Origin of the sequence: Salmonella sp. SJTUF15570, assembly GCF_043357055.1 — a bacterium.
In the GTDB taxonomy this organism is placed as follows: domain Bacteria; phylum Pseudomonadota; class Gammaproteobacteria; order Enterobacterales; family Enterobacteriaceae; genus Salmonella; species Salmonella enterica.
Genome location: NZ_JBEUKJ010000004.1, coordinates 248,784 through 264,375, shown reverse-complemented (window position 1 = coordinate 264,375; position 15,592 = coordinate 248,784). Strand labels below are relative to the sequence as shown.

16 protein-coding genes are annotated in these 15,592 nt (G+C 52.9%); 10 read left to right on the top strand and 6 right to left on the bottom strand.

From position 1 onward, the window contains the following. Positions 1 to 258: 258 nt before the first annotated feature. From ABVN44_RS10085 to hpaR, 3 genes are all read right to left on the bottom strand, one after another. Positions 259 to 771, bottom strand: coding sequence for a 4-hydroxyphenylacetate 3-monooxygenase reductase subunit (locus ABVN44_RS10085; RefSeq protein ID WP_001195556.1), 513 nt, complete (start codon positions 769 to 771; stop codon positions 259 to 261). 17 nt (positions 772 to 788) lie between these two features. Next, on the bottom strand, positions 789 to 2,351 hold the full coding sequence (hpaB, locus tag ABVN44_RS10080) for a 4-hydroxyphenylacetate 3-monooxygenase, oxygenase component (RefSeq protein WP_000801496.1): 1,563 nt from the start codon (positions 2,349 to 2,351) through the stop codon (positions 789 to 791). A 217-nt stretch (positions 2,352 to 2,568) separates the two neighbouring features. After that, positions 2,569 to 3,009: a homoprotocatechuate degradation operon regulator HpaR gene (gene hpaR / locus ABVN44_RS10075; protein ID WP_000543922.1), complete on the bottom strand. Its 441-nt coding sequence runs from the start codon at positions 3,007 to 3,009 to the stop codon at positions 2,569 to 2,571. A gap of 274 nt (positions 3,010 to 3,283) precedes the next feature. On the opposite strand from hpaR, the gene hpaG reads away from it, so the two are divergent. The 9 genes from hpaG (at position 3,284) to ABVN44_RS10030 (ending at position 12,333) form a co-directional block, all read left to right on the top strand. Then, positions 3,284 to 4,573: a 4-hydroxyphenylacetate degradation bifunctional isomerase/decarboxylase gene (gene hpaG / locus ABVN44_RS10070; protein WP_023227208.1), complete on the top strand. Its 1,290-nt coding sequence runs from the start codon at positions 3,284 to 3,286 to the stop codon at positions 4,571 to 4,573. After that, on the top strand, positions 4,570 to 6,036 hold the full coding sequence (gene hpaE, locus ABVN44_RS10065) for a 5-carboxymethyl-2-hydroxymuconate semialdehyde dehydrogenase (RefSeq protein WP_000723529.1): 1,467 nt from the start codon (positions 4,570 to 4,572) through the stop codon (positions 6,034 to 6,036). Before hpaG ends, hpaE begins: the two co-directional genes overlap by 4 nt. Before the next feature lies 1 nt (position 6,037). After that, positions 6,038 to 6,889 (top strand): 3,4-dihydroxyphenylacetate 2,3-dioxygenase, encoded by an 852-nt coding sequence (gene hpaD / locus ABVN44_RS10060; protein ID WP_000517001.1) that lies wholly within the window; start codon positions 6,038 to 6,040, stop codon positions 6,887 to 6,889. Positions 6,890 to 6,898: 9 nt separating this feature from the next. Next, complete coding sequence (locus ABVN44_RS10055) at positions 6,899 to 7,279, top strand: 5-carboxymethyl-2-hydroxymuconate Delta-isomerase (RefSeq protein WP_001119849.1); 381 nt, start codon at positions 6,899 to 6,901, stop codon at positions 7,277 to 7,279. A 142-nt stretch (positions 7,280 to 7,421) separates the two neighbouring features. Further along, the gene (gene hpaH, locus ABVN44_RS10050) at positions 7,422 to 8,225 is read left to right on the top strand and encodes a 2-oxo-hept-4-ene-1,7-dioate hydratase (RefSeq protein WP_000884795.1); all 804 of its coding nucleotides are present in this window, start codon (positions 7,422 to 7,424) and stop codon (positions 8,223 to 8,225) included. Positions 8,226 to 8,235: 10 nt separating this feature from the next. Further along, on the top strand, positions 8,236 to 9,027 hold the full coding sequence (hpaI, locus tag ABVN44_RS10045) for a 4-hydroxy-2-oxoheptanedioate aldolase (protein WP_000785082.1): 792 nt from the start codon (positions 8,236 to 8,238) through the stop codon (positions 9,025 to 9,027). Between the two features lie 71 nt (positions 9,028 to 9,098). Continuing rightward, the gene (gene hpaX, locus ABVN44_RS10040) at positions 9,099 to 10,475 is read left to right on the top strand and encodes a 4-hydroxyphenylacetate permease (protein ID WP_001285795.1); all 1,377 of its coding nucleotides are present in this window, start codon (positions 9,099 to 9,101) and stop codon (positions 10,473 to 10,475) included. Positions 10,476 to 10,484: 9 nt separating this feature from the next. Then, a complete protein-coding gene (gene hpaA, locus ABVN44_RS10035) occupies positions 10,485 to 11,381 on the top strand; it encodes a 4-hydroxyphenylacetate catabolism regulatory protein HpaA (protein ID WP_000336602.1) in 897 nt (298 codons plus the stop codon). A 13-nt stretch (positions 11,382 to 11,394) separates the two neighbouring features. Then, entirely contained in the window at positions 11,395 to 12,333 is a 939-nt protein-coding gene (locus tag ABVN44_RS10030; RefSeq protein ID WP_000976557.1) for an MBL fold metallo-hydrolase, read from the top strand. Between the two features lie 407 nt (positions 12,334 to 12,740). On the opposite strand, the gene ABVN44_RS10025 is transcribed toward ABVN44_RS10030, so the two are convergent. From ABVN44_RS10025 to cbpA, 3 genes are all read right to left on the bottom strand, one after another. Beyond that, positions 12,741 to 13,103 carry an anti-adapter protein IraM gene (locus tag ABVN44_RS10025; RefSeq protein WP_001537781.1) on the bottom strand — a complete coding sequence of 121 codons (363 nt, stop codon included), beginning with the start codon at positions 13,101 to 13,103 and terminating at the stop codon, positions 12,741 to 12,743. A gap of 653 nt (positions 13,104 to 13,756) precedes the next feature. Further along, complete coding sequence (cbpM, locus tag ABVN44_RS10020; RefSeq protein WP_001284251.1) at positions 13,757 to 14,062, bottom strand: chaperone modulator CbpM; 306 nt, start codon at positions 14,060 to 14,062, stop codon at positions 13,757 to 13,759. Then, the gene (gene cbpA / locus ABVN44_RS10015) at positions 14,062 to 14,982 is read right to left on the bottom strand and encodes a curved DNA-binding protein (RefSeq protein WP_000420603.1); all 921 of its coding nucleotides are present in this window, start codon (positions 14,980 to 14,982) and stop codon (positions 14,062 to 14,064) included. Before cbpA ends, cbpM begins: the two co-directional genes overlap by 1 nt. 235 nt (positions 14,983 to 15,217) lie before the next feature. Between cbpA and ABVN44_RS10010 the strand changes: the two genes are divergently transcribed. Next, positions 15,218 to 15,580 carry a copper resistance protein gene (locus ABVN44_RS10010; RefSeq protein WP_001118902.1) on the top strand — a complete coding sequence of 121 codons (363 nt, stop codon included), beginning with the start codon at positions 15,218 to 15,220 and terminating at the stop codon, positions 15,578 to 15,580. Positions 15,581 to 15,592 lie beyond the last annotated feature (12 nt).

Below are 15,592 nucleotides of genomic sequence, written 5' to 3'. Positions count from 1 at the left end.
GTTTTGAACGCCGCTTGCGGCGGCCCGAAGGGCGAGCGTAGCGAGTCAAACCTCACGTACTACGTGTACGCTCCGGTTTTTGCGCGCTGTCCGTGTCCAAACTGGCTGCGCCAATAACGCCTGGTGGGATAGGCTCTTAGATTGTATTAATCGCCGCGATTTATGGCGAGCAAACATCGCGGCGGGAATAAAAATCTTCAGCGTATCGACTCTTCTCCCACAAGCGGTGGTTATCCCGCTTGTGGGCATGAGTGACGGTTAAACAGGCGCTTCCATCTCAAGTCTGACCGGATGAAAACGGCGTTTGAAATAAATCAGGCCATGCCCATCCTGGCTAAGAATAATATTTTTGATCGCCACCAGATACACCAGATGCGTGCCAATGGTTTGTACCTCGCTGATCTCGCCTTCAAGACCGGCCAGCGCGCCGTTAAGTACTGGCTGGCCCAGCGGCCCGTTTTGCCAACATGGCTGGTGAAAACGCTCTTCCATCGCCATCCCCGTCATACCGGCAAAGTGGCGCGCCATCAGCTCCTGCTCATGGTTAAGTACATTAATGCACAGCCTGCCGTTGCCCTGAAAGACGGGGTTCATGGCGCTATTGGCATTAATACATACCATCACGGAGGGCGGCGTATCGGTGACGGAACAGACCGCTGTTGCGGTGATACCGCAGCGTCCGGCGTGACCCGCCGTGGTTACGATGTTGACCGCTGCCGCCAGACTTGCCATCGCATCGCGAAAACGCAGACGTTGTTCATCTACTTGCATGAGAACCTCCTGCCGCGTTATTTCAGCAGCTTATCCAGTTGATTGATGTCGTCGTTATTGTGCAAATGCGAAACCGTCCAGCCATTCTGATCGTATTCGGAGAGGCAGCGATCGACCATTGCCATCATCTTATCCATATTGCCGGAGCTCTGGGCCTGACGCAGGCACTGCAGACGAATTTCATCCTGGCTGCCCGAGTAGTTAATCTCGTACAGCTCATGGCGACCGCCGAACTCGCTGCCGATGGCATCCCACATCAATTTAAGAATTTTGATACGTTCAACATGGTCCATTCCGTTAGAGCCGCGTACGTATTTCGCCAGGTACTGGTCGATTTGCGGATTATTCAGATCGCGGGCGCTGGAAGGCAGGTAAATCAGGCCGCTGGTAACGTTACGTTCAATAATATTTTTAATTTTCGCGTAGGCCATTGGGGCCATGACACGATAGGTTTGCAGCGCGGCGTGGTCCGGCAGCCAGGCGCCGTTTACCCACGGGGTTGCTTCAGAACACATAGAATCGCTCAATGCCCAGAACATATTGCGCCAGGCCACGACTTCGCCGAGATCGGCCTGCACGCCCCGGAACTCTACGGTACCCGTACATTCGAGCGATTTTTTCAGCAGCGCGGTAATGAAATCAAGTTTAACCGCCAGACGAACACAGGCTTGCAGTGGATACATACGGGCAAAGCCGCCTTCCATCGTCCAGCGACGGCAACGATCGAAATCACGGTAAATTAATACGTTTTCCCACGGGATCAGCACCTTGTCCATCACCAGAATGGCATCGTTTTCATCAAAGCGGCTGGAGAGTGGATAATCAAACGGCGAGCCCGTCGCGCCCGCGACCATTTCATACGAGGCGCGTGAAATAAGTTTTACGCCTTCGGCATCCATTGGCGCGACAAACATCAGAGCAAAATCCGGGTTTTCGCCCATCACCTGGGCTGAGCCGAAACCAATCATGTTGTAGTGAGTCAGGGCGGAGTTAGTGGCGACGACTTTTGCCCCGCTGACAATAATCCCGGCGTCCGTCTCTTTCTCCAGCTTGATATAGACGTCTTTCACTTCGTCGGCAGGTTTGTGGCGGTCAATGGGCGGGTTGACGATTGCATGGTTAAAGTACAGGCCGGTCTCCTGAATACGGGTGTACCAGTTGCGGGCGTTCTGCTCAAACTGGCCGTAGAAGGCTGGGTTAGCGCCCAGAGCGCAGCCAAAGGCGGCTTTGTAATCCGGTGTGCGTCCCATCCAGCCGTAACTCAGGCGTGACCACTCGGCGATAGCATCACGCTGTTGGCGCAGATCGTCTGCGCTTTTCGCCACGCGGAAAAATTTATGCGTATAACCGCCGCTGCCGGTATCGGTATTCCAGCACAGGGTATCTTGCATCGACGGTTTATGTAATGCGTCATACAGTTGTGCGACAGAGGCTGCGGCATTGCGGAATGCCGGATGTGTCGTAACATCTTTAACGCGTTCGCCGTAAATATAAATTTCCCGCCCGTCCTGCAGGCTTTTTAAATACTCTTCGCCCGTTAACGGACGCTTGTTATCAGTACGAAAATCTTCAGGTTTCATTGCGGCCTCTTCCTCGTTAATCGGAATGTTTTGTTAATAATATGTTTCTTATTTGTTGTTTAATTGAATAGGCAGAAGCGTAAACTGTGAAGAGACTTTCAGGACAACGGCGGGTACTTTTCAGATGAACGTCGAAGAAGAAGAGTAAAATGCGATCGCCGTCAACGTTGTAAGCGGGAGGGGATTCCCGTGTCGGCGGCGTGGGAAGGTAAGAATACTATGCTTCCGCTTCGCTATCAGGATGCTGGCGCCCCAGAGCAATAAGATCGTCCAGCAGCAGCATCAATTGCTGTGTTTTTTCGGGCGTGAAATCGGCCTCAATTTTTCGATAAGCCTCTTCTACCTGGCTTCGGGCACGGGCGTACAACGTTTGTCCCTGCTCCGTCAACATGACATATAACTTACGCTGATCGTTAACCGGCTTGAGTCGCAACACCAGTCCGTCTCGCTCCATGCGCGTCAATATTCCGGTCAGACTTGGACGCAAAATACAGGTACGAAAGGCCAGCTCGTGAAAATCCATAGAGGGGCTATCGGCCAGGATTCGCACAATGCGCCATTGCTGGTCGGTCAGATTGTGGCTTTTAACGATGGGGCGGAAATAGGTCATTGCCGCTTCGCGCGCCTGAAGCAAGGCGATGGTTAATGAATCATGCATAAGCGTTTCTCTTTTGCAGAATTATTAATACCTGAATAATCGTGTTTACCGATGTGAGCTATGACATCTGTTTTATGTCCAAAGTTTAACAGAAACAAAGTCTTTTATTTAACTATTTGATATATATGCATTTAATTATTATTTTGTGAAAATATTGTTAATCGCATCACAAATACTTTACTTCAGCTTGCTAAATGTACAGCGAAAGCATAAATCTAATTATTAATATATTAATGAAATCACAGCCCGTTAAATCGGCCTGAGGAGTTTATGTATGAAGGGTACTGTTTTCGCCGTTGCGTTAAACCATCGCAGTCAGCTTGATGCCTGGCAAGAGGCTTTCTCTCAGCCTCCCTATAATGCGCCGCCTAAAACCGCAGTGTGGTTCATCAAGCCGCGTAATACGGTGATTCGTTACGGCGAACCCATTCCTTATCCGCAGGGAGAAAAGGTACTGAGCGGCGCGACAGTGGCGCTCATCGTGGGGAAAACCGCCAGCCGGATACGCCCTGAAGCGGCGGCGGACTATATCGCCGGGTATGCGCTGGCTAACGAGGTCAGCCTGCCGGAAGAGAGCTTTTATCGCCCGGCGATTAAAGCGAAATGTCGCGATGGCTTTTGCCCGCTGGGTGAAATGGCGCCGCTGAGTGATGTGGATAACCTCACCATTATCACTGAAATCAACGGACGAGAAGCGGACCACTGGAATACTGCCGATTTACAGCGTAGCGCCGCACAACTGCTTAGCGCGTTAAGTGAGTTCGCTACGCTTAACCCTGGCGATGCGATCTTACTCGGTACGCCGCAGAATCGCGTTGCGCTGCGTCCCGGCGATCGGGTGCGTATTCTGGCGAAAGGTTTACCCGCGCTGGAAAATCCGGTTGTCGCAGAAGATGAATTCGCCCGCCACCAGACGTTTACGTGGCCGCTGTCAGCGACGGGAACGTTATTTGCGCTGGGGTTGAACTACGCCGATCACGCCAGCGAGCTGGCATTTACGCCGCCGAAAGAGCCGCTGGTATTTATCAAAGCGCCAAACACCTTTACCGAACATCACCAAACGTCGGTGCGCCCGAACAACGTCGAATATATGCACTATGAAGCCGAGCTGGTCGTGGTGATTGGCAAAACGGCGCGTAAGGTGAGCGAAGCCGAAGCTATGGAGTATGTGGCCGGTTACACCGTCTGCAACGACTACGCGATCCGCGACTATCTGGAAAACTACTACCGTCCGAATCTGCGGGTAAAAAGCCGCGACGGCCTGACGCCGATAGGCCCGTGGATTGTGGATAAAGAGGCGGTTTCTGATCCGCACAACCTGACGTTACGCACCTTTGTCAACGGTGAGCTGCGCCAGGAAGGGACGACCGCCGATCTGATCTTCAGCATCCCGTTCCTGATTTCTTATCTGAGCGAATTTATGACGTTGCAACCGGGCGACATGATTGCCACCGGTACGCCGAAAGGGCTGTCCGATGTGGTGCCGGGGGATGAAGTTGTCGTGGAAGTAGAAGGCGTGGGTCGCCTGGTTAACCGAATCGTCAGTGAGGAGAGCGCAAAATGAAGAAAATAAATCATTGGATTAACGGCAAAAACGTTGCAGGTAACGACTACTTCCAGACCACTAACCCGGCGACCGGTGACGTGCTGGCGGAAGTAGCCTCCGGCGGTGAAGCAGAAGTGAACCAGGCTGTCGCGGCGGCCAAAGAGGCGTTCCCGAAATGGGCCAACCTACCGATGAAAGAGCGCGCGCGCCTGATGCGCCGCCTTGGCGACCTGATTGACCAGAACGTACCGGAAATCGCGGCGATGGAAACCGCCGACACCGGTCTGCCTATTCACCAGACTAAAAACGTGCTGATCCCGCGCGCCTCGCATAACTTCGAATTCTTCGCCGAAGTGTGCCAGCAGATGAACGGCAAGACCTATCCGGTTGACGATAAAATGCTCAATTATACGCTGGTGCAGCCCGTCGGCGTCTGCGCGCTGGTGTCGCCGTGGAACGTGCCGTTTATGACCGCGACCTGGAAAGTTGCGCCGTGCCTGGCGCTGGGTAACACCGCGGTGCTCAAAATGTCCGAGCTGTCGCCGTTGACTGCCGACAGGCTGGGCGAGTTGGCGCTGGAGGCAGGAATTCCGGCAGGCGTGCTGAACGTGGTGCAGGGCTACGGCGCGACGGCGGGCGATGCGCTGGTACGCCACCATGACGTGCGTGCGGTGTCGTTTACCGGCGGTACCGCCACCGGTCGCAATATCATGAAAAATGCCGGCCTGAAAAAATACTCGATGGAGCTGGGCGGCAAATCGCCGGTGCTGATTTTTGAAGATGCCGACATTGAGCGCGCGCTGGACGCCGCGCTGTTCACCATCTTCTCGATCAACGGCGAACGCTGCACCGCCGGGTCGCGCATCTTTATCCAGCAGAGCATTTACCCTGAGTTCGTGAAGCGCTTTGCCGAACGCGCGAATCGCCTGCGTGTCGGCGATCCGACCGACCCGAACACCCAGGTCGGCGCGCTGATTAGCCAACAGCACTGGGAAAAAGTCTCCGGTTATATTCGCCTCGGCATTGAAGAGGGCGCAACGCTGCTGGCGGGCGGTGCGGAAAAACCCACTGACCTGCCTGCGCATCTGAAAGGCGGTAACTTCCTGCGCCCAACCGTGCTGGCCGATGTCGATAACCGTATGCGCGTCGCGCAGGAAGAGATCTTTGGGCCAGTCGCCTGTCTGCTGCCATTCAAAGACGAAGCGGAAGGGTTACGTTTGGCGAACGACGTGGAATACGGTCTGGCCTCTTATATCTGGACCCAGGACGTGAGCAAAGTGTTGCGCCTGGCGCGTGGGATTGAAGCCGGCATGGTCTTCGTTAACACCCAGAACGTCCGCGACCTGCGCCAGCCGTTCGGCGGCGTGAAAGCCTCCGGTACCGGGCGCGAAGGCGGCGAATATAGCTTCGAAGTGTTTGCGGAAATGAAAAACGTCTGCATCTCAATGGGCGACCATCCTATCCCAAAATGGGGAGTTTGATATGGGCAAGTTAGCGTTAGCAGCAAAAATTACCCACGTGCCGTCGATGTATCTTTCTGAACTGCCGGGAAAAAATTACGGTTGTCGTCAGGCAGCCATTGATGGGCATATTGAAATTGGCAAGCGTTGCCGCGAAATGGGCGTTGACACCATTATCGTATTCGACACCCACTGGCTGGTGAATAGCGCTTACCACATTAATTGTGCCGACCATTTCCAGGGCGTCTATACCAGCAACGAATTGCCGCACTTTATTCGCGACATGACCTATGACTATGACGGTAATCCGGAGCTCGGCCACCTGATCGCCGACGAGGCAGTCAAACTGGGCGTGCGCGCTAAAGCGCATAACATCCCGAGCCTGAAGCTGGAGTATGGCACGCTGGTGCCGATGCGCTACATGAACAGCGACAAGCACTTCAAAGTGGTCTCCATCTCGGCGTTCTGTACTGTGCATGACTTTGCCGACAGTCGCAGACTGGGCGAAGCCATTCTCAAGGCGATTGAGAAATATGACGGTACCGTAGCGGTATTCGCCAGTGGTTCTCTGTCGCACCGTTTTATTGACGACCAACGGGCGGAAGAGGGGATGAACAGCTATACCCGCGAGTTTGATCATCAGATGGACGAGCGCGTGGTCAAGCTGTGGCGCGAGGGCAAATTCAAGGAGTTTTGCACCATGTTGCCGGAGTACGCCGACTACTGCTACGGCGAAGGCAACATGCACGACACGGTCATGCTGCTGGGAATGCTGGGTTGGGACAAATACGACGGCAAGGTGGAGTTCATCACCGACCTGTTCGCCAGCTCCGGTACCGGCCAGGTGAACGCTGTTTTCCCGCTGCCTGCGTAAGGGGTGTTTATGCCGCACTTTATTGCTGAATGTACTGAAAATATTCGCGAGCAGGCTGATTTACCCGGCCTGTTCAGCAAGGTAAACGAGGCGCTGGCCGCCAGCGGGATTTTCCCCATCGGCGGTATCCGCAGTCGCGCCCACTGGCTGGATACCTGGCAGATGGCTGACGGTAAGCATGATTACGCGTTTGTGCATATGACGCTGAAAATCGGCGCCGGGCGCAGCCTGGAGAGCCGTCAGGAAGTTGGCGAAATGCTGTTTGGGCTGATTAAAGCCCACTTCGCCGACCTGATGGAGAACCGCTATCTGGCGCTGTCGTTTGAGATTGCCGAGTTACATCCAACGCTCAATTACAAACAAAACAACGTACACGCGTTATTTAAATAGCACACTCTTTCGCCCGGTGGCGCTGCGCTGACCGGGCCTACAAAAAAACGATGCACGAAGCAATACCGAACCGTAGGCCGGGTAAGACGCACCCGCGTCGCCACCCGGCACAGCAGCACCGAATGACGTAACAGGAAACACTATGCTCGATAAACAGACCCATACCCTGATCGCCCAGCGACTTAATCAGGCTGAAAAACAGCGTGAACAGATTCGCGCAGTGTCGCTGGATTATCCCAACATCACTATTGAAGATGCCTATGCCGTACAGCGTGAATGGGTCAATATCAAGATCGCCGAAGGGCGCACGCTCAAAGGCCACAAAATCGGCCTGACCTCAAAAGCGATGCAGGCCAGCTCGCAAATCAGCGAACCGGATTACGGCGCGCTGCTTGACGATATGTTCTTCCATGACGGCGGCGATATCCCCACCGACCGTTTTATCGTCCCGCGTATTGAAGTGGAGCTGGCGTTCGTGCTGGCGAAACCGCTGCGCGGCCCCCACTGCACGCTGTTCGACGTCTACAACGCCACGGATTATGTGATTCCGGCGCTGGAACTGATTGACGCCCGCAGCCACAACATCGACCCGGAAACCCAGCGTCCGCGCAAAGTGTTCGACACCATTTCCGACAACGCCGCCAACGCCGGGGTGATCCTCGGTGGTCGTCCCATCAAACCAGACGAGCTGGATCTGCGCTGGATTTCCGCGCTGCTCTATCGCAACGGCGTGATCGAAGAAACCGGCGTCGCCGCAGGCGTGCTGAATCATCCGGCCAACGGCGTGGCGTGGCTGGCGAACAAGCTTGCCCCCTACGATGTCCAGCTTGAAGCCGGGCAGATCATCCTCGGCGGCTCGTTCACCCGCCCGGTGCCGGCGCGCAAGGGCGACACCTTCCATGTCGATTACGGCAACATGGGCGCGATCAGTTGCCGGTTTGTGTAAGGAAAAAACGATGAAAAATGCTTTCAAAGACACGTTAAAAGCGGGGCGTCCGCAAATCGGTTTGTGGCTGGGGCTTGCCAACAGTTACAGCGCTGAACTGTTAGCGGGCGCCGGCTTCGACTGGCTACTGATCGACGGTGAACACGCGCCAAACAACGTGCAGACGGTGTTGACCCAGTTGCAGGCGATTGCGCCTTATCCCAGCCAGCCGGTGGTGCGTCCGTCATGGAACGATCCGGTACAGATTAAGCAACTGCTCGACGTCGGCGCGCAAACGCTGCTGATACCGATGGTGCAGAATGCCGATGAAGCGCGAAACGCCGTGGCGGCTACGCGTTATCCGCCTGCTGGTATTCGCGGCGTGGGCAGTGCGCTGGCGCGGGCATCGCGCTGGAATCGCATTCCGGACTATCTCCACCAGGCCAACGACGCCATGTGCGTACTGGTGCAGATTGAAACGCGTGAGGCGATGAGCAATCTGGCGTCAATTCTCGACGTGGATGGCATTGACGGCGTGTTTATCGGCCCGGCGGACCTCAGCGCCGATATGGGCTTTGCCGGCAATCCGCAGCACCCGGAAGTGCAGGCGGCGATTGAGAACGCCATCGTGCAGATACGCGCGGCGGGGAAAGCACCGGGGATTCTGATGGCCAATGAAGCACTGGCGAAACGTTATCTGGAACTGGGGGCGCTATTTGTCGCCGTCGGCGTTGACACCACGCTGCTGGCGCGCGGCGCGGAGGCGCTGGCGGCGCGCTTTGGCGCAGAAAAAAAGCTGTCCGGTGCGTCCGGCGTCTATTAAGCCTGGCCCGGTAAGCGCAGCGCTACCGGGCAACCGTAGTACCCTACAAAATTCCCATCAGAGGAAAAAAAATGAGCGACACATCATCTGCACTTCCGGAAAGCCCCGAGTCTGTCCGTTCGCACAACGCGCTCAGCACGGGTCAACAAACCGTCATAAATAAACTGTTCCGCCGACTGATCGTATTTTTATTCGTGTTGTTTATCTTCTCGTTTTTAGACCGTATCAACATCGGTTTTGCCGGGTTGACGATGGGGCAGGATCTGGGGTTAAGCGCCACCATGTTTGGCCTTGCCACGACGCTGTTTTACGCTACCTACGTCATTTTCGGCATTCCCAGCAACGTGATGTTGAGCATCGTCGGCGCCCGCCGCTGGATTGCGACCATTATGGTGCTATGGGGCATTGCATCTACCGCCACGATGTTCGCGGTGGGACCGAAAAGCCTGTATGTGCTGCGAATGCTGGTGGGCATTACCGAAGCGGGCTTTTTGCCAGGAATATTGCTCTATTTAACCTACTGGTTCCCGGCATTTTTCCGCGCCCGCGCCAACGCATTATTTATGATTGCCATGCCAGCCACTACCGCGTTGGGGTCGATTGTCTCCGGCTATATTTTATCGCTGGACGGCATATTCAATCTGCATGGATGGCAGTGGTTATTCCTGCTGGAGGGATTTCCGTCAGTTTTGTTAGGCATTATGGTCTGGTTTTACCTGGATGATACCCCGGCAAAAGCCAAATGGCTGACGGCAGAGGATAAAAAATGTTTGCAGGAGATGATGGATAATGACCGCCTGACGCTGGTTCAGCCGGAGGGGGCCATCAGCCATAACGCCATGCAGCAGCGTAGTCTGTGGCGCGAAGTATTCACGCCAATTGTACTGATGTATACGCTGGCCTATTTTTGCCTTACCAATACGCTTAGCGCCATTAGTATCTGGACGCCGCAAATCCTGAAAAGTTTTAATGAAGGCAGCAGCAATATCACCATCGGCCTGCTGGCGGCGATCCCGCAGATTTGTACTATTCTGGGCATGATTTACTGGAGCCGCCATTCGGACAAACATCAGGAGCGTAAACATCACACGGCGTTGCCGTTCCTGTTTGCCGCCGCGGGCTGGCTGCTGGCGTCGGCGACCGACCATAACCTGATCCAGCTCCTGGGGATCGTGATGGCATCCACGGGTTCCTTTAGCGCGATGGCGATCTTCTGGACCACGCCGGATCAGTCGATCAGTTTACGCGCCAGGGCGATAGGCATTGCGGTCATCAATGCCACCGGCAATATTGGCTCCGCGCTTAGCCCGTTTATGATTGGCTGGCTAAAAGATATCACCGGTAGCTTCAATAGCGGACTCTGGTTTGTCGCTTCTCTGTTAGTCGTCGGCGCCGCCATTATCTGGCTCATTCCCATGAAAGCATCGCGTCCGCGCGCCACCCCTTGAGGAGAAACTATGTGCCAACGTGCGATCGCCAATATTGATATCAGCAAAGAGTATGACGAAAGCATGGGCAGTAACGATGTGCATTATCAGTCGTTTGCTCGTATGGCGGATTTCTTTGGTCGTGATATGCAGGCGCATCGCCACGACCAGTTTTTTCAAATGCACTTTCTTGATACCGGGCAGATTGAGCTACAGCTCGACGATCATCGCTATTCGGTGCAGGCGCCGCTATTTGTGCTTACGCCGCCCTCGGTGCCGCATGCTTTTATTACCGAATCGGATAGCGATGGCCATGTTCTGACGGTACGCGAAGAGCTGGTTTGGCCGCTGCTGGAAGTGCTTTATCCCGGCACCAGAGAGGCCTTCGGCCTGCCGGGAATCTGTCTGTCGCTGGCGGATAAACCCAACGAGCTGGCGGCGCTCAAACATTACTGGCAGCTAATTGAGCGGGAGTCCACGGAGCAACTGGCTGGCTGCGAACATACCCTGGTGCTACTGGCGCAGGCGGTATTTACCTTGCTGTTGCGTAATGCGAAGCTGGACGATCACGCCGCAACCGGGATGCGCGGTGAACTGAAACTTTTTCAGCGCTTTACCCTGTTAATTGACAACCACTTCCATCAGCACTGGACGGTGCCCGATTATGCCTGCGAGTTGCATATTACCGAATCTCGTTTGACCGATATTTGCCGACGTTTTGCTAATCGCCCGCCTAAACGCCTGATTTTTGATCGGCAATTACGCGAGGCGAAACGACTGCTGCTTTTTTCCGACAATGCTGTCAACGAGATCGCCTGGCAATTAGGTTTTAAAGATCCGGCTTATTTCGCCCGTTTCTTTAATCGCCTTGCTGGCTGTTCTCCTTCGCAGTTTCGCCAACGTGAAGTTCCCTCTTTTCTCAACTAAGAAGAGTAAAAACATGATGAAAAAAAGCGTCGCTATGCTGGCGGTTTGTATGCTGGCGCAAAGCCACCTTGCCATTGCTGCCGGTGCTCCTGCGCCTCAAGAGATCAACATTGTTTTACTGGGCACCAAAGGCGGGCCTTCTTTGCTCAATACAGCCAGACTACCGCAAGCGACGGCGCTCACTATCGGCGATAAAATATGGCTGATAGATGCCGGCTACGGCGCCAGTCTGCAACTGGTGAAAAACGGCATTCCACTGCGCAACATCAATACTATTTTGCTCACCCATCTGCACAGCGACCACATACTGGATTATCCTTCCTTGCTGATGAATGCCTGGGCAAGTGGTCTGAAAGACCATACCATACAGGTGTATGGCCCGCCGGGAACCCAGGCGATGACGAAGGCTAGCTGGAAGGTTTTTGACAGGGATATCACGCTACGCATGGAAGAAGAGGGGAAACCCGATCCGCGCAACCTGGTTAAGGCGACCGATATTGGTCAGGGCGTCATCTATAAAGATGAACTGGTCACAATAAGCGCGCTAAAAGTGCCTCATTCCCCTTTCCCGGACGGTGAAGCGTTTGCTTACCGTTTTGATACCCAGGGTAAGCGAATCGTCTTCTCTGGCGATACGTCCTGGTTTCCGCCGCTTGCAACGTTTGCCCAAGGGGCGGATATCCTGGTACATGAGGCGGTACATGTCCCCTCGGTAGCAAAACTGGCTAATAGTATTGGCAACGGAAAAACGCTGGCTGAAGCGATTGCGTCGCATCACACCACGATTGAAGATGTCGGTAAGATTGCTCGCGAGGCCCACGTGAAAAAACTGGTGTTAAGTCATCTGGTGCCTGCGACGGTTGCGGATGACGTCTGGCAACAGGAAGCCATGAAAAATTACCCGGGCCCTGTCATTGTCGGTCATGACAATATGACGATAAGCGTACCGTAAGTATCAGGGCAGGGGTAAACCCACGGGCTGACATGATGTCAGCCCGTTATGCTTTTGGCGATCAGCATGACGCGCAGAGCTTTTGTCTAAAACATTATTTTTTCTAAACACTACTTGCTGATTTTTATGCACAATAAAGGTAAGATGATTGCTCTGGTGAAATATTACTAAAGAAGAATGTCACGGATGGAATTTATACAGTGTTAAAAGCAATGCGTTTCTTTGTCTGCCGGCCATCAGTAATATCCTCTGTACCGGCTCCTCGTTGCCAAAGTGAAGGTTAGATTAAACGAATCAAAAAATATCCGAACTGTACAATTTTTATATCAAACATATTTAACTGCAAAATACTGCAAACGTGCGCGAATACACTTAATCAGTAGTATGGCTAATGCATACTTTATTTCCTAAACTTTCTTATTATCTATTTGAATATTTCTGGTTAAACCAAATGGACAAACGGATACCAGACACTCGAAAGGATAACTGCAGGCTTCTGGTTTAGGATTGCAGTTACCAGGACAGTGGCTATTTTCTTTAAGCGATTTCCATAGAACAGGATTAAACCTGGTAACGTTGTAAACAGTAACGGGATAAAGTTTATCGTTTATTAAGACCCCCTTATTAAAGGGGATGATAATGCTACCTGGAGGCATGTAAACATCTGCCTGATACCATAAGGTCAATCTAAGATTTTTTAGGCTATGTATGCATGAGAACGACACTCCGGTAGAGGGACTTATAACTGTATCAACGACCTTCCATTCCATTACAGAAACCTTTTAAGTGAAATAGTCAATGGTGTAAATTACATTTTCCGCAAGCCTATTCAGGATAGATGAAAATCTGAGAAACATAACTCGTTGAAAACGATCGTTTTTTATTGACCACTCTATTTATATTGATTTTTTAATAAGTTATTTATTTTATGCTCTTATTTTGTTTACATTCTATTACATTTTTGTATTTTAGGCGTGGTGTAAATATTGGGCGGTAGTGGATGTTATAACGCTCAATTATTAAACTGTAAGTGACTGTTGTATTTCTTATTTATAAATACCGCAACCTGTAAGCGCAGCGGTACATTTTACCCGGCATTGACAGGGAGAAGGTACGTATCAACCAGAGAGTACAAAACAGTGAAAGAATATATTCTTCAGGCAATAAATGATCGCTAACGTGTAAAAATAACCGACGTATCTAAAAAATGTGAACGTGTGGCTGGTCTTTATTTAAACGATGATCTTCGCAATGGCGCATTAATGGCTGACATTGGCGGTTCGTTGATCGGGTTGTGCGCGGTGAAAGGCTATATTTCTTCCGTTGGGGGAAGTATGTCAGAGGCATTCTGGTATTATACCGGGTGCATGTAAATCCGGGGTGGGCAGAAAGCCCACCCTCGGTTTATTGCCTTTATCGTGGATTAGGGATGCGAGATAAAGCGAGAAAGGCGTTGCAGCAGTAACCGGTTTTCTTCGCGCAGCCGTGAATTCTCTTCCAGCAGCGTTAACGCGACCGCGATCCCAGGCCAGTCGAGCGCCAGCTCCTCGCGTAAGCGTAGCGCGCGTTGTACCACGCTCGCTGCGCGATCGTCGAATTGCCAGTCGGCGTTATCGTCTTCGTAAGGCTCAATTACGCCAAGTCCGACGATTTCGTTTAGCTCTTCTTCCGTCACGCCGGTGTGCAAACAAAATTCGGTGATGGTAAAGGTGACAGTGATGTTAGCCATTATGCTTTCCCCCATTGCTGGCGTGGGTCAAAGGACGACTGCGCGTCCGCCAGTTGTTGCCACAGGGCAGCTGTTTTCTCGTCAGGTTTCGGCGGCATAACGATTTTGATGATGGCATAGAGATCGCCAGTGTGCTTTTTACTGGCTAATCCTTTTCCTTTGATACGCAGCCGCTGACCTGCCTGGCTGCCGGGGGGAATGGTCAGCAAAATACGCTCTTTAAGCGTTGGCACAGACACCTTAGCGCCGAGCGCCGCCTCCCATGGGGCAAGCGGAAGGACGACTTCCAGATCCTGATTGACGATATCAAAGAGCGGATGCGGGGCAATATGGATAACGAGCCATAAATCGCCATTAGGTCCGCCGTTTTCCCCCGGCGTGCCCTGGCCTTTCAGTCTGATTCGTTGCCCGTTGCTGACGCCAGCCGGGATTTTCACATTCAATGTTTTGGGAATTTCCCGCTCCACCAGGCCGAACGCGTTATAAACGGGGACGGAATAGCTAATCGTACGCTGGTGCTCTTCCAGCGTTTCTTCCAGGAATACCGCCACTTCAATTTCGATATCATGACCGCGTGCGGCGTGGCGGTGGTGCGAATGGCGACCGTGCTGACCAAAAATAGACGAGAAAATATCATCAAAATCTTCGGCGTTATACGGCTGGCCTTCGTGTTGCTGGAACTGGCGATTAAATTGTGGATCGTTACGGTGTTGCCATAACTGGTCATACTCGGCGCGCCGTTGCTCATCACTCAGCACTTCCCATGCTTCAGCAACCTCTTTGAAACGGGCTTCGGCATCGGGTTCTTTGCTGACATCTGGATGGTACTTGCGGGCCAGTCGGCGATAGGCGGTCTTAATCGTCTTGAGATCGTCCGTCGGTTTCACGCCCATAATGGCGTAATAATCCTTAAGTTCCATAGCATCATCTCGCTAAATCAATACATACAGAAGGGACCCCAAAAAGGTTTCTCCACTAAGTGTAGGGTAAACCTGAAAAGTGCGTATGAAAACACCAGTTATATCATTAGTAAGAATAAATTACGTTGTTCGACTATCAGAAGGTTGCGCAGCGCGCCGACATAACTTTACAGGGGAAAGGTTGCCAAAACCGCGCCAGTGGCTAAGATAACTCGCGTTAAACAGTGAGGGCGCAATGGCGAAACAACAACGGATGGGCTGGTGGTTTCTTTGCCTTGCATGTGTCGTGGTAATGGTTTGTACCGCGCAACGCATGGCGGGCCTGCACGCCTTGCAGATGCAGGCGACGGCCTCTGCTGCGGTGGTCAGCGCTCCCTCCTCGACAGATGACGGCTCGCCGGTCACCCCCTGTGAATTAAGCGCCAAGTCGCTGCTGGCGGCGCCTCCGGTACTCTTTGAAGGCGCTATCCTTGCGCTTTGTCTACTGCTTTCCTTACTGGCGCCTGTCCGGGTCATGCGCCTGCCGTTTTCGCCTCCACGGGCTATTTCGCCGCCCACATTACGGGTACATCTACGATTTTGTGTCTTCCGTGAATGACAGACCGGTTAT